Origin of the sequence: Flavobacterium sp. CYK-55, assembly GCF_018413465.1 — a bacterium.
In the GTDB taxonomy this organism is placed as follows: Bacteria; Bacteroidota; Bacteroidia; order Flavobacteriales; family Flavobacteriaceae; genus Flavobacterium.
In genome coordinates, this window is the sequence record NZ_JAHCDK010000017.1 from 1 (window position 1) to 26,000 (window position 26,000).

The 26,000-nt window shown below is 40.1% G+C and carries 28 protein-coding genes; 14 read left to right on the forward strand and 14 right to left on the reverse strand.

Going from position 1 to position 26,000, the window contains the following annotated elements; genetic code table 11:
• Positions 1 to 215 precede the first annotated feature (215 nt).
• Positions 216 to 413 (forward strand): hypothetical protein, encoded by a 198-nt coding sequence (locus KIH23_RS13230; RefSeq protein WP_213213981.1) that lies wholly within the window; start codon positions 216 to 218, stop codon positions 411 to 413.
• A 1-nt stretch (position 414) separates the two neighbouring features.
• Here the strand turns inward: KIH23_RS13230 and KIH23_RS13235 are convergent, their stop codons facing one another.
• Positions 415 to 1,980, reverse strand: a complete 1,566-nt coding sequence (locus KIH23_RS13235; protein ID WP_213213982.1) for a T9SS type A sorting domain-containing protein — start codon at positions 1,978 to 1,980, stop codon at positions 415 to 417.
• Positions 1,981 to 2,051: 71 nt separating this feature from the next.
• Positions 2,052 to 2,729 (reverse strand): DUF4294 domain-containing protein, encoded by a 678-nt coding sequence (locus KIH23_RS13240; protein ID WP_249684937.1) that lies wholly within the window; start codon positions 2,727 to 2,729, stop codon positions 2,052 to 2,054.
• Positions 2,730 to 2,814: 85 nt separating this feature from the next.
• On the opposite strand from KIH23_RS13240, the gene KIH23_RS13245 reads away from it, so the two are divergent.
• Positions 2,815 to 3,903 carry a M42 family metallopeptidase gene (locus KIH23_RS13245; RefSeq protein WP_213213983.1) on the forward strand — a complete coding sequence of 363 codons (1,089 nt, stop codon included), beginning with the start codon at positions 2,815 to 2,817 and terminating at the stop codon, positions 3,901 to 3,903.
• Between the two features lie 187 nt (positions 3,904 to 4,090).
• On the opposite strand, the gene KIH23_RS13250 is transcribed toward KIH23_RS13245, so the two are convergent.
• The 4 genes from KIH23_RS13250 to KIH23_RS13265 form a co-directional block, all read right to left on the reverse strand.
• The gene (locus tag KIH23_RS13250) at positions 4,091 to 4,504 is read right to left on the reverse strand and encodes a hypothetical protein (RefSeq protein WP_213213984.1); all 414 of its coding nucleotides are present in this window, start codon (positions 4,502 to 4,504) and stop codon (positions 4,091 to 4,093) included.
• 131 nt (positions 4,505 to 4,635) lie between these two features.
• The gene (locus KIH23_RS13255; RefSeq protein ID WP_213213985.1) at positions 4,636 to 5,007 is read right to left on the reverse strand and encodes an ankyrin repeat domain-containing protein; all 372 of its coding nucleotides are present in this window, start codon (positions 5,005 to 5,007) and stop codon (positions 4,636 to 4,638) included.
• 136 nt (positions 5,008 to 5,143) lie between these two features.
• Complete coding sequence (locus KIH23_RS13260) at positions 5,144 to 6,103, reverse strand: phosphoribosylaminoimidazolesuccinocarboxamide synthase (RefSeq protein ID WP_213213986.1); 960 nt, start codon at positions 6,101 to 6,103, stop codon at positions 5,144 to 5,146.
• A 42-nt stretch (positions 6,104 to 6,145) separates the two neighbouring features.
• On the reverse strand, positions 6,146 to 7,096 hold the full coding sequence (locus KIH23_RS13265; protein WP_213213987.1) for a PhoH family protein: 951 nt from the start codon (positions 7,094 to 7,096) through the stop codon (positions 6,146 to 6,148).
• A 105-nt stretch (positions 7,097 to 7,201) separates the two neighbouring features.
• Between KIH23_RS13265 and KIH23_RS13270 the strand changes: the two genes are divergently transcribed.
• From KIH23_RS13270 to KIH23_RS13295, 6 genes are all read left to right on the forward strand, one after another.
• Positions 7,202 to 8,050, forward strand: a complete 849-nt coding sequence (locus KIH23_RS13270) for an S-adenosyl-l-methionine hydroxide adenosyltransferase family protein (protein WP_213213988.1) — start codon at positions 7,202 to 7,204, stop codon at positions 8,048 to 8,050.
• Between the two features lie 9 nt (positions 8,051 to 8,059).
• Positions 8,060 to 8,356 carry a putative quinol monooxygenase gene (locus KIH23_RS13275; RefSeq protein ID WP_213213989.1) on the forward strand — a complete coding sequence of 99 codons (297 nt, stop codon included), beginning with the start codon at positions 8,060 to 8,062 and terminating at the stop codon, positions 8,354 to 8,356.
• Between the two features lie 63 nt (positions 8,357 to 8,419).
• Entirely contained in the window at positions 8,420 to 9,145 is a 726-nt protein-coding gene (gldF, locus tag KIH23_RS13280) for a gliding motility-associated ABC transporter permease subunit GldF (protein ID WP_213213990.1), read from the forward strand.
• Between the two features lie 8 nt (positions 9,146 to 9,153).
• The gene (gene gldG / locus KIH23_RS13285) at positions 9,154 to 10,827 is read left to right on the forward strand and encodes a gliding motility-associated ABC transporter substrate-binding protein GldG (protein ID WP_213213991.1); all 1,674 of its coding nucleotides are present in this window, start codon (positions 9,154 to 9,156) and stop codon (positions 10,825 to 10,827) included.
• An 85-nt stretch (positions 10,828 to 10,912) separates the two neighbouring features.
• Entirely contained in the window at positions 10,913 to 12,031 is a 1,119-nt protein-coding gene (dnaN, locus tag KIH23_RS13290) for a DNA polymerase III subunit beta (RefSeq protein ID WP_213213992.1), read from the forward strand.
• A 155-nt stretch (positions 12,032 to 12,186) separates the two neighbouring features.
• The gene (locus KIH23_RS13295) at positions 12,187 to 12,876 is read left to right on the forward strand and encodes a Lipl32 family lipoprotein (protein ID WP_213213993.1); all 690 of its coding nucleotides are present in this window, start codon (positions 12,187 to 12,189) and stop codon (positions 12,874 to 12,876) included.
• 84 nt (positions 12,877 to 12,960) lie between these two features.
• Here KIH23_RS13295 and KIH23_RS13300 read toward each other — a convergent pair whose 3' ends face one another.
• On the reverse strand, positions 12,961 to 13,791 hold the full coding sequence (locus tag KIH23_RS13300; RefSeq protein ID WP_213213994.1) for a universal stress protein: 831 nt from the start codon (positions 13,789 to 13,791) through the stop codon (positions 12,961 to 12,963).
• Positions 13,792 to 13,942: 151 nt separating this feature from the next.
• Here KIH23_RS13300 and mnmE point away from each other — a divergent pair, with 151 nt between their 5' ends.
• On the forward strand, positions 13,943 to 15,331 hold the full coding sequence (gene mnmE, locus KIH23_RS13305) for a tRNA uridine-5-carboxymethylaminomethyl(34) synthesis GTPase MnmE (RefSeq protein WP_213213995.1): 1,389 nt from the start codon (positions 13,943 to 13,945) through the stop codon (positions 15,329 to 15,331).
• Positions 15,332 to 15,346: 15 nt separating this feature from the next.
• On the forward strand, positions 15,347 to 15,709 hold the full coding sequence (locus tag KIH23_RS13310) for a bleomycin resistance protein (protein ID WP_213213996.1): 363 nt from the start codon (positions 15,347 to 15,349) through the stop codon (positions 15,707 to 15,709).
• A gap of 85 nt (positions 15,710 to 15,794) precedes the next feature.
• On the opposite strand, the gene KIH23_RS13315 is transcribed toward KIH23_RS13310, so the two are convergent.
• From KIH23_RS13315 to KIH23_RS13330, 4 genes are all read right to left on the reverse strand, one after another.
• Positions 15,795 to 16,013 (reverse strand): hypothetical protein, encoded by a 219-nt coding sequence (locus KIH23_RS13315; RefSeq protein WP_213213997.1) that lies wholly within the window; start codon positions 16,011 to 16,013, stop codon positions 15,795 to 15,797.
• 29 nt (positions 16,014 to 16,042) lie between these two features.
• Positions 16,043 to 17,641, reverse strand: a complete 1,599-nt coding sequence (locus tag KIH23_RS13320) for a hypothetical protein (protein ID WP_213213998.1) — start codon at positions 17,639 to 17,641, stop codon at positions 16,043 to 16,045.
• A 183-nt stretch (positions 17,642 to 17,824) separates the two neighbouring features.
• Entirely contained in the window at positions 17,825 to 18,154 is a 330-nt protein-coding gene (locus KIH23_RS13325; RefSeq protein ID WP_213213999.1) for a hypothetical protein, read from the reverse strand.
• 623 nt (positions 18,155 to 18,777) lie between these two features.
• Positions 18,778 to 19,629: a hypothetical protein gene (locus KIH23_RS13330; RefSeq protein WP_213214000.1), complete on the reverse strand. Its 852-nt coding sequence runs from the start codon at positions 19,627 to 19,629 to the stop codon at positions 18,778 to 18,780.
• Positions 19,630 to 20,023: 394 nt separating this feature from the next.
• Between KIH23_RS13330 and KIH23_RS13335 the strand changes: the two genes are divergently transcribed.
• From KIH23_RS13335 to KIH23_RS13350, 4 genes are read left to right on the forward strand one after another with little or no spacing between them, the layout of a single operon-like run.
• The gene (locus KIH23_RS13335) at positions 20,024 to 21,049 is read left to right on the forward strand and encodes a hypothetical protein (protein WP_213214001.1); all 1,026 of its coding nucleotides are present in this window, start codon (positions 20,024 to 20,026) and stop codon (positions 21,047 to 21,049) included.
• Between the two features lie 11 nt (positions 21,050 to 21,060).
• Entirely contained in the window at positions 21,061 to 22,263 is a 1,203-nt protein-coding gene (locus tag KIH23_RS13340; protein WP_213214002.1) for an amidohydrolase family protein, read from the forward strand.
• Positions 22,264 to 22,301: 38 nt separating this feature from the next.
• Positions 22,302 to 24,041 carry a hypothetical protein gene (locus KIH23_RS13345; RefSeq protein ID WP_213214003.1) on the forward strand — a complete coding sequence of 580 codons (1,740 nt, stop codon included), beginning with the start codon at positions 22,302 to 22,304 and terminating at the stop codon, positions 24,039 to 24,041.
• Between the two features lie 15 nt (positions 24,042 to 24,056).
• Positions 24,057 to 24,527: a hypothetical protein gene (locus tag KIH23_RS13350; RefSeq protein WP_213214004.1), complete on the forward strand. Its 471-nt coding sequence runs from the start codon at positions 24,057 to 24,059 to the stop codon at positions 24,525 to 24,527.
• Positions 24,528 to 24,700: 173 nt separating this feature from the next.
• On the opposite strand, the gene KIH23_RS13355 is transcribed toward KIH23_RS13350, so the two are convergent.
• Genes KIH23_RS13355 through KIH23_RS13365 form a run of 3 tightly spaced genes read right to left on the reverse strand, consistent with a single transcriptional unit; the run spans position 24,701 to position 25,615 of the window.
• Positions 24,701 to 24,892: a hypothetical protein gene (locus KIH23_RS13355; RefSeq protein WP_213214005.1), complete on the reverse strand. Its 192-nt coding sequence runs from the start codon at positions 24,890 to 24,892 to the stop codon at positions 24,701 to 24,703.
• A gap of 56 nt (positions 24,893 to 24,948) precedes the next feature.
• Positions 24,949 to 25,149, reverse strand: coding sequence for a helix-turn-helix transcriptional regulator (locus KIH23_RS13360; RefSeq protein WP_213214006.1), 201 nt, complete (start codon positions 25,147 to 25,149; stop codon positions 24,949 to 24,951).
• Positions 25,139 to 25,615 carry a hypothetical protein gene (locus tag KIH23_RS13365; RefSeq protein WP_213214007.1) on the reverse strand — a complete coding sequence of 159 codons (477 nt, stop codon included), beginning with the start codon at positions 25,613 to 25,615 and terminating at the stop codon, positions 25,139 to 25,141. The genes KIH23_RS13360 and KIH23_RS13365 overlap by 11 nt, the downstream gene beginning before the upstream one ends.
• Positions 25,616 to 26,000 lie beyond the last annotated feature (385 nt).

Sequence of the window (26,000 nt, forward strand, 5' to 3'; positions counted from 1 at the left end):
AACGGCTGTCAATTCAATATGTCTATGAACTTGTTTATATTCCCGCTTCATTCTCAAAGCGGGTGCAAAAGTACAAACCTTTTTCTCTTATCCAAACTTTTTATTGAAAAAATTTAAAGGTTTTTTTCTTAAAGTTGAGTTTCAATATTTTAGAATGAACTTTTGTTTTTCCGTAAACATTTCTTCTGTTTAGGGATGGCAAAGATATACTCTTTATGCTTTTAGAACCAAATGTTTTCTCTACTTTTTTTCAAGATGTTGATAACTTGATTTCTCAACAATTGCAAATAGCTGAATTGAAACACTTAACATACCGCCACAACAAAGCAGCCCGGATGGGAACGGCATCCTTGCCCGAAGATTTCGTAGGGCAAGATATAGTGGACAGCCGGAAATGCTGCCCTGAAAATTAAATTAGTTCTTGACAACCTTAATCGTTTTGGTTTGTTCCTGCGCGGTAATTTTAACCAAGTAAAAACCATCAGCCAAAACAGACATAGGAATATTGCAGTTATTTGAAACCTCTTTCAATGAATATACTTCTTGTCCGAAGGTATTGAATAAAGAGATATCCGAGGTAAATTTCAAGTCTTTGATATATAATATGTCTTGCACCGGATTAGGATAAACCGAGATTGCATCAGCATCAAAATCTGAGTTAGCCAACAAAGTACAAGTGGTAGACACCGGCACAAAACAATTGGCTCCGCTGGCACTCACAACTGTAAACAAAACCGATTGCCCTGGCAGAACACCTGAAACTTGATAATTTGAAACAATAGAGTTTGCGGTTTGCGTTGGCCCGCCATTAATAGAATAAGATACATTATAATCAGTAGCTCCAACCACAGGTGCCCAATCAAAACCTACTGAGTTAGGCGGCAAATTATTGCTATCACAAAAAAGCGTAGTGGATGTTGATAAAACACTTACAGTTCCGCTGTAAGAAGCATCACCACATGGGCCAACTGCGATAACAGTATACGGGTATACTCCAGCACTTGTTGGTGTGCCGGAAATAGTATAATTACCAGACGAATATACTCCAACAATACCTTCCGGAAGACCTTGACTAAAAACATCTTGTATAAAACCATTTGTTCCGTATGAAATAGTAGCTATTGGCGAATTAATACATACGGTTTGAGAACTGGTGGCTGGCTGCGACGTTAAAACTAGACTAGGCGCCGCAGATACAACCACACTTCGTGAACTAGTAACATTCGAACAACCTCCGCTGCCCGGCAAAGTGTAATAAATTGTAGCCACACCAGGAGAAATACCCAAAACAAAACCGGTAGAATCAACAGTTGCAATAAGCATATTTGATGATGTCCATGTTCCACCAGGCTGATCAGCCACATATACAGTATGTGTTCCGACACAAATTCCTTGAAAACCTTGCAGGTTAGCTGCAACAGCATCGGCACTAACACTCACAGTACGTAAAGACGATACATTCGGACACCCCCCTGTCCCCAAAACCGTATACGTCATCGTTGCTGTTCCGGCCGTAACACCTGTAACAACACCCGTTGTAGGATTCACTGTAGCAACATTAGTATTTGAACTCGACCAAGTTCCGCCGGCAACGGTAGAGGTAAATGAAGTGGAATTGCCTACACAAATATTTTGAACGCCCGAAAGCACACCTGCTTCAGGGCATGGTGAGGTTGATTGACAACTAAAAGCACCTCCATAACAATATCCTACTGCTCCCGAAGGCGTAACAAATATCACTACATGATCGGTCTCTGACACATTATTATCAACTGTAGCAACATTGAGGTTTGAAGACACCCACGGATTAGTTGGATCTGGAATACCCGAACCGCCAGAAACGGCAAACTGAGTGGTTGTAATTCCGGGCAAACAAATACTAAAGTTACCGGTGATGATGGGCGGAGACAAATTTAAATCCGCCGCTTGCATTGAAAAAATCGAAATAAAAAAGACCAGAATAAAGTAATATTTGCGCATAAAAAAAGTGTTTGAAAGGCATAAATGTAATTTAATTTCCTTACAAACACTTAGTTATTTATAAATGGCGGCTATTTTTTGTTGACTTCTTGGGCTTTGGCTTCCCAATAATCGGTGAGCTGGTCATAATCAATTGGAGTTGCCGGTGCCTGCCTTACCAAACGCCCGTGGTCAAAGGCGCGCTTAAGAATAGTTTCAATTAAAAAATCTTCGTTGTCTTCAAACGGAAGATATTTTCGCTTCAGGCTGATGTCAAAAACATTGGCAGTGGCATTGGACCAAAATGCCTTCCATCCGCTTTTATAATCTTTAATGAGTTCAAAAGCAGTTGAACCGGTTTGTCTGTAAATGAGTTTGACTAAAATTTGTCCTTGCTTGCGCGAGAGCTTTTTGAGCCGGGCTTCAAATTCGTTCTCCATATAATCCTCAACAATTTTGAAATACTTGCGCTTTTCGCGATTGGTTTTGAGCGCATTCATGTTTTTGTTGAGTAAGACCAATCGTTCAGCCGCAACTCTAGCATATGGATAAACCTTGTGCACGCGGTTGCGCAAAAGGTTGAATTGTTTTTGCGCTTCTGGATCGAGTTTTTCGTTGCTGATGATGATTTCTTCGAGTAAAATGGGCTCTGAAATGGTGTCGGTTTCTTTAAGCACATATCCCATTTTGGTAGTGTCTTGCTCAACAATCTGAGCCTGAGCCGATAAAGCTAAAAAGCCTAACAATAGATAACAAAAGTGCGGTTTCATACACAAAATTTTACGGTTCAAAATTACTGCGAAACAAACAACTGTGATGCCAAAATTTTTACATTAGCAAAAAAATAAAATATTTATGAGTACAAAATCAATTCTCAAAAAATCATCGATAGACTTTCTTGAAAAATATTTGAACAACGCATCGCCTACCGGATACGAAGCCGAAGGCCAAAAAATCTGGATGCAATACCTCAAACCCTACGTCGATACTTTCATCACCGACACCTACGGAAGCGCCGTAGCCGTGATTAATCCAGATGCAAAATACAAAGTAGTTATTGAAGGCCATGCCGATGAAATTTCGTGGTATGTCAACTACATTACCGACAACGGTTTGATTTATGTCATCCGTAACGGCGGATCTGACCACCAAATTGCGCCATCCAAGCGTGTCAACATCCACACCAAAAACGGAATCGTCAAAGGTGTTTTCGGTTGGCCGGCAATCCATACACGCGGTCGCGGCAAAGAAGAACCGGCTCGATTAGACAATATTTTTATCGATTGTGGCTGCTCCACCAAAGAAGAAGTTGAAAAACTCGGCGTACACGTGGGTTGCGTGATTACCTATCCCGATGAATTTATGATCCTCAACAACGACAAATTTGTCTGCCGCGCCATTGATAACCGCATGGGCGGATTCATGATTGCCGAAGTTGCGCGTTTGTTGCACGAAAACAAAAAGAAACTACCTTTTGGGTTATACATCACCAATTCGGTGCAAGAAGAAATTGGCTTGCGCGGTGCCGAAATGATTACCCACACCATCAAGCCCAACGTGGCCATTGTTACTGATGTTTGCCACGACACCACGACTCCGATGATCGAAAAGAAAATCGAGGGCGACCTCAAAATGGGCCAAGGTCCGGTCATTGCCTACGCGCCTGCGGTACAAAACAAATTGCGCGATTTAATTGTCAATACCGCCGAGGCCAAAAAAATACCGTTCCAACGCCATGCCTCATCACGCATGACCGGAACCGATACCGATGCGTTTGCCTACAGCAATGGTGGCGTAGCTTCGGCGCTTATTTCCTTGCCGTTGCGCTACATGCACACCACCGTTGAAATGGTGCACCGCGACGATGTTGAAAACGTCATCAAACTCATTTACGAAAGCTTGCTCAACATCAAAAACCAAGACGATTTTTCGTATTTCAAATAGTTCTAGAAGCTGATTCCCGTTGTTCGCTGTAGTTTTGCAGCCGAACCCCGGCTACAAAAGCTGCCGCTACCACCGGGGCTAGGGCAACAGAATCCGCAGAAACTTTTCAGCAAAGACAAATAAAAAACGCCGCTTATTCCAGCGGCGTTTTTTATTCTAATTAATTCAAAATTTCCAAGCAATATACTTACAATTGGATGTTTGCCTCAATAATCGCGTTGTCTTCGGCGATTTGGTCTTCAATGGTTCTGTCTAAAAACAACGGATAGACTTTGTTGTCAGACTGATCTTCAGTGATTTGTTGGTTTTCTGTAATAATCTGCTCAACCGGTGTTTCTAATAGAACCAACCAACCCGAATCAACCGGAGCGCTTTCAATGATTTTGTTGTTCTCATGAATCATCTCGCGCAAACTATCGGTTGGAACATGATTGATTTCAAGTTGTGGAATCAAAATCGGCTCGTCTACAATTGGAGCCAACTTTGTTTTTTCTGATGAACTGTTTTTTGCTGATACTTTGTGATTTGAATTTGTATCAGAAGCCATAGCGCTGGTTACGACCAACAAGGCTGATGCTAAAATTGTGATTACTTTTTTCATGATGATTTGATTTTGATGATGATGTTATTGATTAACGAAGCAAAGATAAATACAAAAACAAGTATCTTGCATTACATAGTACCTAAATTTAACATTGAATTAACAAATAACACAGTCGCTTAAATCAAGAATTAATACTGACGCAACAGTGCTAAAGCATCGTGTGCTAAGGAAAGTTCCGCATATTTAGCAGCCGTAAAACCTTTGTCGTCTTTGATTTCTGGTTTGGCTCCATGGGCCAGTAAATACTTAATGATGTCTACTTTATTATAACGAGCCGCCACCATAAGCGGTGTCATTCCATTAGAACGCTCATTGACATCGGCGCCGTACTCAACCAGTTTTTTAACAAAGTCAAGTTCTCCTTTTTGAATGGCAGTACAAAGCGGCGTTCCGGCTTTAAAATAAACTACACTGTGACAACTGTTTACATTTGAAGCTTCAACTGACGAAACTGTCAGCGCCAAAAAAGCGAAACTGAAATAAATGATTGATTTTTTCATGATGATATTGATTTGATGATTTGCTCAATAGTCGAATGAACACGGTGCTTGTTACAAAATGCAGCTCGGTTAACAAAATTTTAAAAACAATGCATAAAAAAACCGTCGGTGAAGACGGCTTTTAAATTCAACTGGTTTAAACTGAATGTTCGTTCAGAAAATGAACAACATTTTGTTCTATGCGCTTTTCTATATCATCAATCGGTGCTTTTTCAAAGATTTTACCGGTTATATGCTCGTATAATTCCATATAACGCTCAGAAACCGAAGTAATGTAGGCGTCCGACATTTCAGGTATCTTCTGCCCTTCCTGACCTTGAAAACCATGTTCAATCAACCATTGACGCACAAATTCTTTAGACAATTGTTTTTGTGGCTCTTTGTTTTGCTGGCGCTCAGCATAACCGTCTAAATAAAAATAGCGCGACGAATCGGGTGTATGGATTTCATCAATCAGCACAATTTCACCATTGGCTTTTTTGCCAAACTCATATTTCGTATCCACCAAAATCAAGCCTTTTTGAGCAGCCATTTCGGTGCCGCGCGCATACAAAGCCCGAGTATATTGCTCTAAAATCAGATAGTCATCTTCAGAAACAATTCCTCGACTTAAAATTTCTTCTCTTGAAATGTCTTGATCGTGCAGACCCATATCCGCTTTGGTGGTTGGCGTAATAATAGGCTCGGGCAATCGATCATTTTCTTGCAAACCATCAGGTAATAAAACCCCGCAAATCATGCGTTTTCCGGCGGCATATTCACGCGCTGCATGCCCGGCCAAATATCCTCGAATAACCATCTCCACTTTAAAAGATTCACATAAATAGCCTACTGCTACATTCGGATCGGGCGTGGCTATAAGCCAATTCGGAACAATATCTTCAGTAGCTTGCATAAAATGGGTGGCAATTTGGTTGAGCATTTGCCCTTTATAAGGTATACCTTTGGGCAATATCACGTCAAAAGCTGAAAGCCGATCAGTGGCAATCATCACCAAAAGCTCATGGTTGATGTTGTAAACTTCGCGAACTTTACCTCTGTATACGGATTTTTGTCCGGGAAACTCAAATTGTGTTGTTGTGAGTGTAGTTGTCATAATGGTTGTTGGCCTGTGCTGCCAACCTGTTTATTGATAAAGTTAATCTTGATTTTCAATTTTCTTATAAGCTTCAATCACCTTTTTGACCAATCGGTGGCGTACAATGTCTTTATCATCTAAATAAATAATACCTATTCCGTCCACATCTTTTAAAACCAACAAAGCTTCTTTGAGTCCGGAAATGGTTCGGCGTGGCAAGTCAACCTGACCCGGATCGCCGGTAATCATAAACTTGGCATTTTTGCCCATACGCGTTAAGAACATTTTCATTTGCGAATGCGTCGTGTTTTGTGCCTCATCTAAAATCACAAAAGCATTGTCTAAAGTTCTACCCCGCATAAAAGCCAGCGGTGCAATCTGAATAATGCCTTTCTGAATGTAATCTTCAAGCGATTGAGGCGGAATCATATCGCGTAAAGCATCATACAAAGGCTGCATATATGGGTCGAGCTTTTCTTTCATGTCACCAGGTAAAAAACCTAAATTTTCACCCGCTTCAACAGCTGGCCTTGTCAGTATAATTCGCTTGACTTGTTTTTCTTTTAAAGCCTTCACCGCCATAGCAACACCGGTATAAGTTTTACCGGTTCCGGCCGGCCCCACTGCAAAAACCATATCGTTTTTGTGGAGCATATCCACCAACAACTGCTGATTGGGCGTCATCGCTTTAATGATTTTCCCACCAATACCGTGCACCAAAATCTTATCGTGGTCAGGCATACGCTCTTCGTCTTGAGAATTGCTCTGAATCACGCGTTCAATCACGTTATCATCAATACGGTTATAACGTGTAAAGTGCAACATCAATCTTTTAAAACGCGTCTCAAATTCGTCCAAAACTTCTTTTTCTCCGAAAGCTTTGAGTGTAGTGCCGCGTGCAACAATTTTTAATTTCGGGTAGTATTTCTTAATAGTTTCAAGATGAGCATCCTGTGCGCCCCAAAAGTCTTTCGGTGCAATATCGTTAAGTTCGATGATTCTTTCGTTCAAAAGGAAGTCGTATTAAATTAGAAATTTGTAGCTATATATTGTTAGCTTTGCATTCAAAATTAATCAGTTTTAGGTTCAGTTTTCGTTTTATTTATAAACATTTTTATGTCAATAATTACCCTCACAACCGATTACGGCTTGAAGGATCATTTTGTTGGAGCACTCAAAGGAAAAGTCTTGTCTCAATTTCCTGAGGCTGTTGTGGTTGACCTCTCTCATGGCATAGAACCGTTTAATATTTTACAAGCCAGTTATATGCTCAATGCGGCATACAAAGCCTTCCCAAAAGGTACTGTTCACCTCATTGGTGTTGATGCCGAACGCAATGTCGAGACGCAACATTTGGTTATTGAATGGGACAATCACTACTTCATTGCGGCCGATAATGGCCTTTTGACCATGCTCACCCAACACATTAAACCACAAAAAATGGTCGAAATCACAATACATGACCGTTTGCCATCAGAGGCTACTGATTTGGATGTCTTGGTTACCGTTGCCTGCCATATAGCCAAAGGCGGCGCACTGAGTGTGATTGGCAAAGAAACTACACAAATAAAACAAGTCACCGAGCTTCAACCACAAATTGCCGATGATTTAAAAACTATTCGCGGATCGGTCATTTATATTGACCATTTTGGCAATGTGGTTACCAACATCAGTCAAAAATTGTTTTTAGAAGTAGCCAAAGGCCGACCCTATCAAATTCCGCTCAAGGCCGGAAAAAGCCAACGTCGTTCTAGCCCAATTAAAAATATTTGGGCCAAATATTCAGACATTCTAGGCAACGGAACCTTTACCAGCAAAGATTATGAAGGCGAAAAATTAGCCATCTTTAACGAAGCTGGTTTTCTTGAAATTGCTATATTCAAAAGCAACCCAATGACCGTGGGCAGCGCCTCAACCCTACTCGGACTGAGCTATCGCGATACGGTACTCGTTGAATTTTTATAAAAGTAAATTATGTTTGTACGCATTGTAAAACTGAGTTTTCATCCCGAAAATATTCCGGCTTTTCTTGAGAATTTTGAACTTATGAAAGAGCGCATCCGAAAATCCCCCGGAAATTGTTTACTTGAATTGTATCAAGACAAAAACAATCCTGAAGTGTTTTTTACATACAGTTATTGGGAAACCGAGCAAGATTTAGAAAATTATCGCCAATCTGAACTTTTTTACGAGGTTTGGAGTTTTACTAAAAAACTATTCAATGCAGCACCCGAAGCCTGGAGTGTTGACAAATTAGTAAGCATGAAATAGAAGTTTAGAAAAGTTTAGAAAGTTTAGAAAAGTTTAGGAAGTAGAACAACTGACAAAAAAAATATGAAAGCCATACTGCTCAGAGAAATTAAATCATTTTTTGGTTCACCGGTTGGATATTTGGTCATGGCCGTTTTCTTGCTGCTCAACGGATTATTCTTGTGGGTGTTTGAAGGCGAGTACAATATTCTCAACAGCGGATTTGCCGATATGACCCCGTTCTTTACCATTGCCCCCTGGATTTTAATCTTCTTGATTCCAGCGGTAACCATGCGCAGTTTTTCGGACGAAAAAAAGCAAGGAACACTTGAATTACTTTTAACTAAACCACTCTCATTGTGGCAAATAGTTACCGGAAAATTTTTAGGTTCATTGCTGTTGATCACCTTGGCTGTATTACCTACCTTTAGTTACGTTTACGTGCTTTCGGAGTTGGGCATGCCCACCGGAAACATTGACCTGGGAAGTACCTTTGGCTCATACTTCGGCTTGTTGTTTCTGATGGCCGGATACACCTCCATTGGCTTGTTTACCTCATCTATTACCGAGAATCAAATTGTAGCTTTTATCAGTGCCGTATTTTTGAGCTTCTTGTTTTATTATGCCTTTGATGCTTTGGCAGGCTTGATTCCATCATCCGAAGGTATCATTACGGCTTTGGGTATGAACAGCCATTTCAGGAGCATGGGCCGCGGTGTTATAGACACACGTGACGTATTGTATTTTGTAAGCTTGAGTATTGCTTTTTTATCGTGTACCGTATATCAACTCAAATCGATTAAAAACTAATTGCCGCTATGAAAAACAACCTCAAAAAAGTCCTGTTGCTCTTGGCTGTTTTAGCGGCTGTAAATCTAATAGGTTCACGTTTGTTTTACCGATTTGATCTCACGCGTGATCATCGTTATACTTTGTCGCAAACTTCGCTCAACATCATTGACCAAGCCAAAGAGCCCCTCATTATCGATGTGTTTCTCAAAGGGCAATTTCCGGGTGAATTCAAGAAACTACAAACCGAAACCCAGCAAATCCTCGAAGAGTTCAAAGCGCGCAACAGCAATATTACCTTTCAATTTATCAACCCGCTTGAAAACGAAACCCAAAAGGACACCCTCGTTCAATCGTTTATGCAACGCGGGCTAACACCTGTAAATGTTACGGTTAACGATCGTGGCAAACAATCTCAAGAAATGGTCTTTCCTTGGGCTATTGCTACCTACAAAGGCAAAAGCACCAAAATTCCACTGCTCAAAAACCTCATGGGTGCCAGTACAGCCGAAAAAGTTGTGAGTTCAGTACAGCACCTAGAATACGCCTTTGCCAATGCTTTCAATACCGTAATCACAGTCAAAAGCAAAAAAGTAGCCGTCATGAAAGGCAACGGAGAAATGCCCGATTTGCTCATGGCAGATTTTATCAAGCAGGTGCGCGAGAACTATTTTATCGGAACCTTTACGCTTGATTCAGTCGCTAAAAAACCCAACGAGAGCCTTAAATATCTCAAAAAATATGACCTCGCTATAATTGCTAAACCTACCGAACAATTTACCGATCAAGAAAAATTAGTACTCGATCAGTTTGTCATGAACGGCGGCAAAACACTTTGGCTGGTTGACCAAGTCAATATTGAAATGGATAGCTTGTACAACGATGCCGGCTCAACCCTAGCCTTTCCTAGAGACCTTAACCTAAACGACTTGTTTTTTAAGTATGGCATACGCATCAATCCAACCTTGGTCAAAGATGTTATGGCCACTCCAATTGCATTGGCTACCGGCGAAAAAGGCAGTGCTACCCAGTACACTCAATATCCTTGGTTCTATGCACCGCTGGTTTTCCCGGCTTCAAAAAACCCGATTGTGAGCAATTTAGACGGGATTAAGTTTGAGTTTACCAACGGTATTGAAATCCTCAAAAACAATCTAAGAAAAACCGTTTTGTTGCAAACATCACCCTACTCTAAATTGGTAGGCACACCGGTTGACATCAATCTAAATATGGTTACTGAGCGGCCTGAGCAATCAGAATTCAAAGGCAAAGGTAATATTCCGCTGGCGGTGCTCTTAGAAGGAAAATTCAACTCGGTCTATCAAAACAGAATTTTGCCTTTTGACGAAAAAACCTTCAAAACACAAAGCGCTCAAAACAAGATGATTGTGGTTTCAGACGGCGATATCATTCGCAACCAACTCGACAAGAATTTTCAACCTCTTGAATTGGGTTATGACAAGTGGACCAACAAACTTTACGGCAATAAAGAGTTCCTAATGAATTGCGTTAATTATCTTCTGGACGACAACGGACTTATCAACATCCGCAGCAAAGAAGTTAGCCTCCCATTGCTTGATCAGGAAAAAGTTTACGCCCAATACAATACAATTCAATGGATAACTGTCGGATTACCACTGATTATTTTATTGATTTTCGCCTTGATTTTTACACGTTTGCGTCGCAAAAAATACGCTCGTTAGTGTTGATAAAAATCTTTTTGATATTTGGTAGTTTAAGATATATTTGTACACCGGATGTTTTGGCATCCTATTAAAACCATAGCAAATGAAATTTATCGTATCGAGTTCGTATTTATTAAAACAACTACAAGTTTTAGGCAGCGTTATCAACAGCAGTAACACGCTTCCGATTTTAGATAACTTCTTGTTTGAATTAGACGGAAAAACCCTGACTGTTTCGGCTTCAGACCTTGAAACTACAATGTCGGCAACGCTTGAAATTGACTCAACCAGTCAAGGCAGTGTAGCGGTTCCGGCCAAACTACTCCTAGAGATTCTCAAAACTTTCCCGGAGCAACCTTTGACCTTTACTGTTGAAGAAAACCATACGATTGAAATCAGTTCTAACTCGGGTAAATATGCCTTGGCTTATGCGCCGGGCGAAGAATTCCCTAAATCAGTAAGTCTTGACAATCCGTCAACCACATTGGTTCCGGCCGATGTATTGGCAACAGCCATCAGTAAAACCATTTTTGCCGCCGGTAATGATGATTTGCGTCCGGTGATGTCAGGTGTTTTCTTCCAATTTTCAACCGAAGGGCTCATCTTTGTAGCTACTGATGCACACAAATTAGTCAAATATGCACGTGCAGACGTTAAATCATCACAAGTAGCCGATTTCATCATGCCCAAAAAACCGCTCAATATCTTAAAGAGCATTTTAGGTGGTTCAGATGCCGAAATCAAAATTGAATACAACGATTCTAATGCCACATTCTCATTTGACAATTACGTATTGATGTGTCGTTTGATTGACGGAAAATATCCGAACTATGAAGCGGTTATCCCAAAAGAAAACCCCAACAAATTGCTCATTGACCGAGGCCAATTCTTGAGTTCTGTTCGTCGTGTAGCCATCTTCTCAAACAAAACCACACACCAAATCAGACTTAAAATTGCGGGTGCCGAGCTCAATATATCAGCTGAAGATATTGATTACTCAAACAAGGCCGAAGAGCGTTTAACTTGTGATTACCAAGGTGATGATATTCAAATCGGATTCAACTCAAGATTCTTAACCGAAATGCTCACCAACTTGCAATCAGACATGATTATGCTTGAAATGTCTCTGCCCAACCGCGCCGGAATTCTCACACCGGTAGATGGCCTTGATGAAGGCGAAACCGTGACCATGCTCGTCATGCCGGTTATGCTGAACAACTAATCACAAAACCAAAATAAATCCCAAACCGCAATTTAAAAAGTTGCGGTTTTTTTATGACACTTACTCAATAATCCACCGCAGTTATCTGTTTAAAAGCTCAACCCAATTGATTATTTTTCTATTTTAGAAGTCTTAAAAACAAAAAAAACTACAAAATGAAAAAAAATCTACTTGCAGGAATCTTAGTTCTTGCGATTGGCATGACAGCCACAGCACAAAAACTTGATAAATTCGGAGCTGATTTAGGTAAAAAATCACTTATGGGCAAAGAAGTAAGGGTTCCTTACACTGACTTGACCAGCTATTTCGGATACATCAAACCGGGCGCTCAACCCGATGAAGTTAAAGGCGGAAAAAAAATGTACTACATCTATGTTTGGGTTCCGATTGCTGCTCCTGAAATCGGAGTAAGAATGATTTCACCGGTACCTGACAGCGTTAAACCGGGCGATAAAGATTACCAAGCAAAAGATTATGCTGCCAATGCGGCCGATACCAAAAACTTTTTTGATACTTGGATTACCCTTGAAAGAGCCGAAGGCATCATAAAAATTGAAGACGTAGCTGCCAAAGCTAAAACCGCTTCTTGGACTAAAATCGAAAGCAATGACGATTCAAGCGAAATGCCGGCGCAACCTTCAGGAAGCAAATACAACTCGTTGATGAGAATCACCAGCGATACTTCAAACCCGGCCAAATCATTGGTTATGGGCTTGTATAGAATTGGTTTTACTACCTACAAAACAGGTGAAGTACAAGGAAGCTTCTTAGCTCAATTAGGCGCTCCGGTAAAATTGCCTGGGGTTCAAGTAGCTGTTAATCCTGCTGATATAAAAAAACAATAATACCCTACTAAATAGGTATTTTTCAATTAATGTATAATACATTACGCAAAGCGCCCGATTCAATGAATCGGGCGCTTTTTTGATTTAAACCATTACGGTAAACATAGGCAATTGGGCATGATAAACAAACTTCTCAGACAAACTGGTCTGAAACAAACGCTCAAAGAAATTGCGGTGGTGCGTAGTCATTGCCAAGATGTCTATTTGGTGTAATTCAATAAAGTCAAGTACACTGCCTTCAATATCCCGGCTGTGCAAACGGTGAAAACGCACATAAGGTTCGTCAAAAATAGTTTTCCATTCGTGCAAGGCCATGTTGTCGGCGGTGGTGTGATCGGGCTTTACATACAAACAATCTACTTGTGCGTGATAAATATTAGCCAAGGCCAGAACTTTTTTGAACACCGGTATTTCTTCGGGAGCATAACCGGTAATAAACAGAAACTTTCTAAAAGGAGCAAAACGCGCCTGTTCAGGAACAACAAATACCGGCACCTGAGCATCATTAATTACGCGTCGGGTAACCGAGCCTAAAAAAGTCTCCGCCCAACCTGTAGCACCTTTGGTTCCCATTACAATATAATCAAAAGGCTCTTTTTGATGCAGAGCAGATATAGTCGGAACCAACTCACCATATTCAAGCACATGACTTACCTGAACATTTTCTAGCCGTTGTTGCTCAGCTAATTCGCGTAACATCGGAATATGTCCTTTGTAATTTTCAAACTCGGCCAAATCAGTAACTTGGTAAATGTCGGGCAAAAAAATTGGCGCGCCCATATAGTCGGGCTGTGGATAATCATAAGTGTGCAAAGTAACAATCTCAGCCTTAAGACTATGAGCAAGTTTAAGCGCATAAACAAATGCATTAAGCGAGTTTTGCGAAAAATCTGTCGGAAATAAAATGCGTTTCATAAAGTGTTGTTTTTTTAGTTGCTACTACAAAGTTAGTTGGCCTTTGAGCCATAAAAGCATGATTTTTATCACTTTACACAAATTTAACAAGCGGTATAACTTGGTTCATAAGATGCATATTTTTAGCTACTTTTGCGCTAAATAAAACCGTATGATTCATCAAGATACTATTGTGGCTTTGGCTACTCCTCCGGGCGCCGGAGCCATTGCGGTTATTCGATTATCTGGCCCGAAAGCTATTGAAATAGCCGCAGAAGTCTTTAGTTCTGTACATGCCAAAGACTTAAAAAAACAAAAATCACACACCCTGCATCTAGGGCACATTGTTGACCAAAACAAAACCCTCGATCAAGTTTTGGCCTCTATTTTCAAAGGTCCTCACTCCTATACCGGCCAAGACTCAGTTGAAATTTCTTGTCATGGATCAACTTATATTCAGCAACAAATCATACAACTTTTATTGCGCAAAGGTGCACGTATGGCCGAGGCGGGCGAATTTACCCTTCGTGCTTTTTTAAACGGAAAACTCGATTTATCTCAAGCCGAAGCTGTAGCTGATTTAATTGCCTCAGACAACGAGGCAGCACACCAAATTGCCATGCAACAAATGCGTGGCGGGTTCTCGAACGAAATTGCCCAACTACGCACCGAGCTACTCAATTTTGCCTCACTTATAGAACTCGAATTGGACTTTGCCGAAGAAGACGTTGAATTTGCCGATAGAACTGCTTTTACTGAACTTATTGAGCGCATTGACAATGTACTCAAAAGGCTTATAGATTCATTTGCCGTTGGTAATGTCATCAAGAACGGTATTCCGGTAGCCATTGTCGGCGAGCCCAACGTTGGCAAATCAACCTTGCTCAACGCCCTACTCAATGAAGAACGCGCCATAGTATCTGACATTGCCGGAACCACGCGTGACAGCATTGAAGATCAATTGGTGATTGAAGGCATCGCCTTTCGGTTTATTGATACTGCCGGTATTCGAGATACCGAGGATATCGTTGAGAGCATCGGTATTAAAAAAACCTTTGAAAAAATAGAACAAGCCCAAGTGGTGCTCTATTTGAGCCCGCAACTTACGCAAGTTGACGAACTTAAAAACACCTTGATCGAGCTCGAAAAAATCAAGAATCAATATCCGCAAAAATTACTCTTACCCATCTTCAACAAACGTGACTTAATGAGCCCTGAAGTAATTCAAGCCATTAAACATCAAATTGAAAATGCTTTGATTATATCGGCCAAAAGTGGTCAAGGTATTGAAGAGGTCAACCAACAACTATTATCACTAGTCAATACCGGAGCCTTGCGCAACAACCAGACCATCGTCACCAACGCGCGTCATTATGATGCGCTGATCAAAGCGCTGGAAGAAATTCAAAAAGTCAAGCACGGACTTCAAACCCAACTATCGTCAGACCTCATGGCTATTGACATCCGTGAAGCCTTGTATCACTTCGGACTCATTACCGGACAAGTGAGCAATGATGAGCTCTTAGGGAACATCTTCGCCAATTTTTGTATCGGAAAGTAAAAATAACTTCAACTTATGCAACTCACAGACATACATCCTAAACTCCCGATGCGCAACAAGGCCAAAACCTTAGCTTTCTATACCCAAAAACTAGGTTTTAGTACCGTGGGTTCGACTGATTACCCCGATTATCTGATGCTGTGCAAAGACCAAATTGAAATTCATTTTTTTGCTTTTGCAGATTTGAACCCCTCCGAAAACTACGCGCAAGTATACATTCGGGTTCAGGATATTGATGCGCTGTACCAACTTTGGATTGCACAAGGTATTGCCATTCATCCCAACGGTGCCTTAAGTGTCAAACCTTGGGGCGTAAAAGAATTTGCCCTTTTAGACGATGATATGAATCTGTTGACTTTTGGAGAAGTTTTAAACTAATCCCGCATAACCAACCAATCAAATTCCAAAACATAAAAAAACAAAAAAAAGAGTGTCTGAATCAAACACTCTTTTTTATTAAAAACTATTCTTCCCGTTTTGCATCACAGTGACCGGTTTTCTTTTCGGTAGCCTCAACGCCGCAGCCTTTTTTCTCTGAGCCGGCACAACACTTTTTGCCGTTGACATTGCACTCTTTCTTGGCTTTTTCTTTTTTCTTTTGTTGTGGTTCTTGCTCTTGAGCGGTCATCTGAACCGAAAACAACAAAGCCATAATTGCGGTGGTTATAATTGATTTTTTCATTTTAATATCAGTATTTAAAGATTTGATTTTTAATTCATCATGATTTTTTGTGTAGCATAGAACTTATGGTCTAAAACCAAAGTAATCATCAGCATCTGAGCTTGGGTTTTCGGTAAATTAAAGTTCATGGCATTGGCGCCAACTTTAAGTCCGGTTATCTCGCCATCGTCAAGGATTTTACCATCGGGCGAACTCACAAAATAATCCAAGGTAGCCAAATACGGCAGATCAAACGTTACCCGCACCTGCTCATGAGTGGCCGGATTGGGCGATACACTAAAGCTAAACGGATGATTCCCCGGCATGGTCGGCACACTCAGGTTCGGATCATAAACCAACTTTACCTCGTAAACCGTCGGGTCGGCTAAAGTGGTATTGGTTTGATTCACACTAAATGGGTTGATGCTTGCACTCTGAATACCGCCAAACAAATGACCAATCACAAACTCTTGCTCTTGAACCTCGTTTAGTTTAATGACTTCGTTGGAATAATGCGGCAAGCTTTCATTAGGGATAAACTCGGCTCCGGAGCCTTTGAGGTTGGGCATCTCAGCATCAAAACGATGTTCTGACAAACTACCGTCGGCAGCGCGCGTTACTCGGCTAATGGTTTTAACAAACGGAACATTGTTGTCTTGCACCAAAGTGGTTCCGTTGTAATAATACTGGCTGATTCCGCCAAAAAACAAACTGTGCATTTGGTTTTGCGTCTGGTCATACAAGCCAACCTTACCCGAATGATAATTGCTCAGATATTGATTGAACTGGGTTTGCGGCTCATACCCATTGGCTTTTACATCTACCGGATACAAGAATGGCAAATCAGCATTGATCTGAAAAACCCCCGATGAAATAGTATAGCCTTCTTGCCCATCTTGAAAAACCTGAGGCACCAAATTATAATCACGTCGGTGCAAGTGTATCGCATCGGTCACTGCCGAATAATTGCCCATGCTGAGTTGCGCTCCCGAATTGTCAATAGTAAACTTCTGAATCTTGCTCAGATAAGTCTGTACAAAAGTGGGGTTATTCATCGGATTGTAGCGTCCGGTAAAAACTTGACCACCCACCAAATAAAACGCATCGCCTATTTTACCCAACTGACCTCCGGTATTCTGAAACACCGGATCGGCAATTTGCTTGAAATAAGGGTCAATACTCTGACCATTAACAATGGCGTCTATGAGTCCGGGCACGTCAATACTGGTGAGCTTATCAAAAGTAATATGGTCATTGGCCGAAGCCGAAAACGCATAACCGCCAATGATATACAACACCTCACCGTCTTGGTGAAAATTCATATTGGTTGATTGTAATTGTTCTTTCAGACCGGTAGGCAAACCACCCACCGAGGCCGACCATGACTGTCCGGCAGCCACATCAACCACATAAAGTTGAGTGTTGTTTTGTGCCCCCGGAAAGGCATTAAAAGGTTGACGGGCATGTATTCCGTCTTTGCGTCCGCCCACAATCAACCACTTTCCGTTGTGTTGGGCAAAAGCATAGCTGTGTAATCCCGGAAGGTTGGCTACAGTTACCGGCGTGAGTTGCACCCGGTACGGAAAAGTATTCTGCGCCTTGAGTCCGATGAAAAACAACAGCATGTATATTGCAAACTGCTTTTTCATGTGTACTTTATTTATAAGATTTTTAATGATAAAATGCTCCCGACATAAGACGTGTTTAACCAATTAAAATTAGTTCCGGCATAGAAAGCTCATGTTTGCAACATCAGCCCTTGAACCAATGCCACAACACAACACTACAGCCATTATACCAATAAAGTAGGCTGTTTGACGAGAAACAAAAAACTAAGAAATAATCTTGGGTGGTTGCCAAATTTGATGATTATACTGATCAATCAACACTTTGTGATAGGTCAGCAATGCTTTTTTATGACTAAAAAATAAAGGAATACTACCTACAGCCCAATCCGGGGTTTGCCCCACATAATGCACCGGCGAAAAGTTCAAGGTCATGATAAACTTACCTTTTTGACAACCTTCAGCATCTTGATTATCGCTGGTTTTGTTTTGCATTTGCATCGGGCAATGACCATAGGTAATTCTGATGGCGCGCACCGACGGAAGCGCCGTCAGCACCATAATATAACCAATCAAAACAGTAGCCCAGAATTTCATGCGGTAAATATAGCAATTATTTGTTGCGCATTTGCTGATAATTGTCAGGTGGGCTGAGTTCCTGAGTGCCTGAGTACTTGAGTACTTGAGTGCCTGAGCTGCTGTGTTCCCCGAAAGCGTCGTTTACCTTTGAATGTTTATGTTTTCCTGAATGATTAACGAAACATAAGTGTAACCAAGAACCCTCTACACGTTTAAAAAGTGTAAAAGGTTTAAGAAGTTGAGCTGAAACAGCCGTGAAACAGAGAACCCACTACACGTTTAAAAAGTTTAAGAAGTTTAGTCTGAAACCTAATTCTTAATTCGTAATTCGTAATTCATACAGCGCAGCGGTCTGTAGGCGCAGCCGTGTCTATAGCGAAGCGTGTCTTAAAGCGAAGCGGTCTAAAAAGGTTTAAGAAGTTTAGTTTGAAGCATTATTCTTAATTCTTAATTCTTAATTCTTAATTCTTAATTCTTAATTCTTAATTCGTAATTCGTAATTCGTAATTCGTAATTCATACAGCGCAGCGGTCCGTAGGCGCAGCCGTGTCTATAGCGCAGCGTGTCTTAAAGCGAAGCGGTCTATAACGCAGCGTGTCCCAAGGCGCAGCCGTGTCTGTAATATCATAAAATTCAAAAACCTACCAATATTCAATCGCGTATTCACTTACTCCGGGGCTTGATCCACCATTTTCATAGGTTTTGATATATCCCACCGGATAACCGCGCTCATTATAGCTGTACTCATAGATTTGAGAACTTCCCACAGTTTTTAAATTATTGGGCGTAAAACCTCTAAATTCATAATTGGGAACTCCTAGCCTACATTCCAATAAATAAGTACTTCTGTGCAGTTTTTTTAACGCATAATAAAACGGATTCTTTTGGTTGTCATAAGTAAAAGTAATGCTTTGATCAGGATCACCATAGTTGTTTTCTCTTGACCACTTTTGAGTAATGTTTCCGCGGCTGTCATACACATAATCTTCTACCATAAAACTGTAATCATCGGTAGGGGTCAAACGTCTTAATTTGGTAATCTGACCGGCGCTGTTCAAATATAGATCTACGCGATCTTCAACAGGATCACCACTAACTTCATAGTAGTTTTTAACGGTTACTTTATTGCCACTATACAGCAAACTCGTGTAATCGTTGGTACCTACCTTGGTTCTTTTAATCAAACGGCCTTGCGCATCATAGGTATAATCAAAGGTTTCATACATCGTGCTTGATCGGGTTAGTTTGCCCTGCGCATCATACTGATAGGTTCCACCGTTTGCATTAAATCCGGTGCCATTGGTCAGAAAACCGTTTTGATAGGCATAAAAAGAATCATAAACCCCACCCATATCCGGTGAGGTCAAAACATATGATTTTAAATAAAGAGGGTTTTGATCTTCAGATGAACCGGCCCCAGAACCAGAATCAGAGCTACAACTGGCCAGCAAAAATCCAAAACAACCAAAAACAAACAACCTAAGCTTTTTCATGTATTTCTGTAATAAGTTTTAAAGATAAAAATTTTGCTTTGAGTTACGACACCTCCTGTTTTAAAAAAGTAAGTTTATTCCTTAGGGAAAATCCCCTTGATTATCAGGTAAATACCCAAGTGGTAGTGTTGTGGGATTGAGTAATATTGAAACAAGCATTTTGCAAATCAATTCAATTAAGTCCCCTATATCATACTGATGCGGTTATAAAAATAGTCAATCATTCATTTGCAACTTGTATTGATCCCCATTTCTTGTTACCTCATCGTTTTATAAAATCAAAGTCAGATAAACCAACAGGATCAAGATTAGATATATCCCGAAAATTAAAGTCGCTACTTGTTGTGTAAGGCTATCGATATAGCTAAAAAAAAAAATTTATAAATCACAGTATATGGAATTTTCTAAAACCTTAGAAGTACTTATTTCTATCGGACTGATGTATTTTCTATTCAGCACTTTGGTATCGATTATTTTTGAATGGTATTCATACAAAACTGATAAACGAGGTAAGTTTTTACACCAAACCATTCATCAATTGCTCGATGATCCGGTCAACAAAAACTTTGGCGCTCTGATATACAGCCACTTTAGTATTGATAAGCTCCGAAAGGATAAAAACTCATACCCACAGTATATTTCGTCTGAGATGTTTGCCGATGCCTTGATTGATGTAGTGGGCACGCAGTCTGAAAAAACAGTTTTTATCAAAGAATTTGACCCGGACAACCCTACAAAATTACTTCAAGTTACCCTACAAGAAAACCGAATTACTGATGCATACGAACGTTTTCATGAAGCAGTTAAATCAATGCAATATAGTCCGCTCAAAAGCCAATTGCGGGCATTTCACGAAAAAACAAAAGATTACAATGAGCTCAAAAACCTCATAGCCAAATGGTATGATGATTATATGGCACGCGTTACGGGTTGGTACAAAATTAAAATTAAGAATACGTTATTGGGCATTAGCTTTCTGGTTTGCTTGTTGCTCAACCTTGACACCTTGACCTTGGTTCAAAAACTCAATACTGATGATCAGCTTAGAGTTGCCTTAGTAAAACAAGCTGAGAAAATGGTTGATGAACACCTTGAAAAAAAGGGTTCAGAAAATGACACGCTTGAAAAAACATTTCCGTTGGTGGTTGATGGCAAAGTACTCACTTACAAACTTAACCCGAATGCTGAAGACCCAAAATACTTAAGCCGAATTAAAACGGTCATGCAAGACATTGAAAAAAGAAATCTTCCGGTGGGTTACCCGGAAGGTTTTACAACAGGCAAAAATTGGATTGATTATCTCTGGTGGCTCTTGGGCATTGGCATCTCTACCATGGCTTTGAGTTTTGGAGCACCGTTTTGGTTTGAAATATTAGTCAAAGCAGTCAACATCCGAAGAGCCGGGAATAAACCATCATAAACTTTAAAATCATGGAAAACAGATACAACATACACACCCACATTTTTACCGGGAATTGCGCTCCTAAAGACTTTTTACAAGTGGGTTTAAAATTAGGTGATGGATTCTCTAGTTTTTTAAAATGGCTGTTCCTGACCAAACCTGTTTCATGGCTCATTGAAAAACTAGGTAGCGTATTGCCCAACAAAACACTGCAGTTTCTTAAAATTGGAGTTATGGGTAGTCAGACAGAGGTATTTGGTTATCTGCGCAATGCTTATAGTCAAAGTGCCTACAGCGATATCAAGTTTATTGCTCTGACCATTGACATGGATTATATGACCGAACCAAAACGCAGACCTAATACAGATTTCAATGCACAAATACAAGAAGTACTCAAAATCAAAAAAACCTGGCCCAACGATGTATTCCCATTTTACGGAATTGACCCCCGAAATCCCGACACCCTATCGCTCAGCCGAATGAAAACAGCACTTGAGAGTGGTGCCTTTGCCGGAATCAAACTATATCCGCCCAACGGCTTCTTCCCGTTTGACCCGCGTTTAGAGGCTGTTTATCAGTATGCGCAAACCCATAAAATCCCTATCATGACCCATTGCACTCGCGGCGGAAGTTATTATATCGGAAAAGATGTTTGGCCTTTGATTCCAAGTAATCCGCAATCATTCAACCCTAACCATCCCATAATGACTAAAATCAACGCCAGAATTGCAGCCTATAAAAAGGCCTCAAACAAAGATTACCAAAAAAATGAGCGTGCGTGTAATTTATTTACGCACCCTGAAAATTATCTACCGGTGCTTGATAAATTCCCCAACCTCAAACTGTGCATTGCTCATATGGGGGGCGATATTGAGATACTAGGGCCACAAAACCGCAACCGAAAACACGCCCAATGGTCAAATGAAGCTATGATACTCGAGGGCAACAGCCGCACCTGGTATGAAATCATCAAACAAGATATATTGGCCAACTATACGCAAACCTACACTGATATTTCTTATTCGCTCTGCGATGCCGACTGCATGAAAATCTTAGCACAAGACTTGCAAAATCAAACCATTGACCCCAACCGTGTGCTCTTTGGCACAGACTACTTTATGGTTACCAAAGAAGACGCTGAACTCAAAGTTACCGAAACCGCACACAAAGCATTATCCAACCATTTATCTAACCTGATGAGCCAAAACAATGAGCGGTATTTGTTTGGTTGAAAATAACTGATTAAAAATTAATAAAACCACTTAAAACCATGAAAAGAAGGCTATTATATTTATTATTCTTGTTTATTCAAGTTGGATACGCACAAGTGCAAGAAATTCCGTTTACCATTGGGAGCGCTTCAAAAGAATGTACCTTGATTGTTGACAAGCAACCTGACTTATACAAGTTTACACTCCAAAACAAAGAGGCCGACATCAAAAAAACTTTTGAGATGAAAATACTTTCGTTAGACAATTTCATCCATTTATTTAACGGTAATATCAATTCAATTGATGCCTCTATTGCTGCCAACACAGCTACTATGAAAGCCATTGAACTATATTCAATTATAGTCAATAACAATGAAAAAGGCCCCATTGCAGGCAACATCAACATCAGCAAAAAAATCAATATTTATGATTCAAATACGGATCAAAAAGTAGGTGAACTAACGGTAAATGATGTAAAATGTGTTGTTGAGCAAGGCTTCATACAAGACATCAATGTTGTTGGTAAAGCATCTAAACTAAAACTAAATTGGAACAAGTTCAACAAATCAAAACTCTCGTTCACCAACATCTACGGAATTGGCTTTACCAGTAAAAAGAATTATGTTGATTTGAGCAGAAACAAACTCTTTTTAAACATTAACTTCGGCAATAGTAAACCTAACTCTTTGGCATATCATGTTCAAAACAGCAAATCAGTAAAGGTTCATAATTACTACTTATATATAACACTTGGCGAGGTGATTAAATTTGAACGAAATCCCAACCTGAGCACCAATGACTTTAGCCCTGCTGATATTGCTGCCAGTTGGAAAGGCGGCGAGGTAGTAACACTCTATAAAGAATCAACCTTTAAACTTTTTGAAGGAAGAGTTTTTACCGACCTTGCCGGTTTTAACTCAGATAATCCCAATGGCCTGATACAGGTAGAAGTAGAAAAAAAATTAAACTTCAACACCATTCGAAGAACATTGCTAGGGTGCCCCTTTTTTAAATCGGGAATTGGATATTTTGAATACATCAAGCCCTACGGAGGTTATTCAAAATTTGAAACATCCAATAAATATTTAACACCCAACATTGACGGCTATAAAGATGTCTTAGTCTCAACAACGCACACTAATATTGATAACACAACCAGTTCCGATACATACATATATAAAAAAGAAATCACCGGAAAATCAACTACTCCTGTTGATTTACTCAAACATCAAATTTGGAGACTGGGTTTAGACATTAACTGTTTGACCATTGATATGCCGCTTCTAAAATCACAATTGTTCATTGACGGCGGGGTTAGTTATTGCAGCTCGGCCGTGCAAGATAGTCTGAAAGCATTTGTCAATGATCGCTATACTAATATTTCAAACTCTACAGATCCGCCTAAAACTATTGCTGATCTAAATGAAGCCAATAACCTCAAAACTATTTCAGGCAATACCTATAATATTAATTACTGGCAATTTTATCCAAAATTTACTTGGCGATATGCTTCTGAATCTAGGTTTGGTGTTGACTTATCCTATAGCCCAAAGTACTTTTATCTAACCAGCGATGAACTTGATATCATTGGAATCAAGAAGCAGTCTGACGGAACCAAAACACCCCGAGAAGATATCAGTAAATGGATGAGTGAATTTGAATTCTTGGGTTTTTGGCGTATTGACACCAACGGAAAGCTATTCATCAGGTGGAGATTAAACTTTGAAGCCGGTTATTCAAGCAATTATTACAATCAAATTCAAGTGGGCTATGCCTTTAACTTATTGGGAAATAAATAAACTAAAAAATCTATTATGAATACTAAAATTATCACCTTAACTGCCCTGCTTTTTGTTCAAATAATGTCCGGACAATGCAATCTTATTTCATATGAAACCACTGAAAAATTTATTACCGAAAATCTAAACTTAGGCGAAGAATTTTCAATGGATGAAAATGGAAATATCATCATCAATCAACACAACTCTGATGAACCAGAAAAATTTAACATCACAAAAATGACCGATGTTTCTGAAATAACATTAGAAGGCACTGCAACAGATAAAAACTGTAAGATAAAATTTGGCAATCTCTATGAGCTTTATTTTAATTGCAACAAAGACAACCCCAGAATTTTAACAGCTTTTAAAAATTATTGGCTGGTAGTACAACAATCTCAAAATGAAAAAAAGCTAATCAAGCAACACACCCTTTTTGATGAAGAAAAAACAAAAGACAACAAACCACAAGTACCGGCTGCGCCACCGGCCGAAGGTGGCCAATAATAGTTTTATAAAAGCACTAAAAATCTAAATAACACAAAACGACCCTCAGGTCGTTTTTTTTAACCCCGCTTTAAAGCATCAAATGAATCATGACCAAAAAAAAGCGAGCCTAAACTCGCTTTAATGATAAAAGGCTCAAACCAAGACGATGGCTTGTGGGCCGCGGGCCAACTTTACTTGCGTAGCGCTTGTTGCACATGGTCAATCTTTAGTCGGGTGTACTCACAGAATTCCTCAAGGGTTATCGGAATCCCGTTGTCTTTATTGTTTTTAAGACGTATTTTAGAAATCAAGCGGTAACAAGCTTTTTCGCCTTTACCGGTAATGGTCTGTAGTTCTTTATTTGAAAGAAATAAAAAGCTCATAGTCTAATGATATCAGATCAAACATTTTCAAGTCAGTACGGCCCATTGGCTAGGGTTTAATCATCGGCTTCAAGTATAAAAATATCTTCAACACTCTTGGCAAAATGACGGGCAATTTTCATCGATAGCACCGTTGAGGGCACATAATTGTTTTTTTCCATCGCATTGATGGTTTGTCGAGAGCACCCCACAAAAGCCGCAAGCTCTTCTTGGGTAATGTTGGCTATGGCACGCTCAACGCGAATGTTATTTTTCATCGTTAAGGGCGTTACGGTTGATATATAGCAAATAGTGAAAACGAGCAATAAACAGTACAATCACAGTATACAAATGATACGAAAGCACCACCAAAAAGTCAATGCCGTACACGCCCAAAAACAAAACCAAAAGCAAGATGTAATTGGCAAAAACCGCCCACTGAAAAGCCGAGAGTCGCAACTGCATCAAGTACTCATCTTCTTGATTTTCACGAGAGAAAGCCACCAGTAAACCTCCAACAATAAACAACAACCCATTGAGGGTATAAGACAAATTAACCTCAACAGTAGTAAACCAAACTGTGGCGTTGTGCACATCACTGCCTATCAAAGCCGGAACAGTAGCATTTAAAAAAGCGGGCAATGTGGTAGCCCCAGAACTTGCTATGGCCCATACCACAGCCATACCCATCAGCACAAAGCCAATCATCTTAAAGCGGTGCGAAAGTAAAAAGAATGTTTTCATGATACATGATTTTAAAAGTTTGTAGGTCAAATGTAAACATAACTTTACATATAGACAAATTTATTTTACTTTTTTTAAAGTTTAGTTTACATTTCTAGGTTACTGAGTGCCAGAGCCCCTGAGTGCCTGAGCTGCTGCGCTCCCCGAAAGCAGCGTATACCTTTTGATGGTTGCGTTTTTCTGAATGATTAGCAAAACATTAGTTTAACCCTCTACACGTGTAAAAAGTTTAAGAAGTTGAGTCTGAAACCTAATTCGTAATTCGTAATTCGTAATTCATAATTCATACAGCGCAGCGGTCTGTAGGCGCAGCCGTGTCTATAGCGAAGCGTGTCTCAAAGCGCAGCGGTCTAAAAAAGTTTAAGAAGTTGAGCTGAAACAGCCG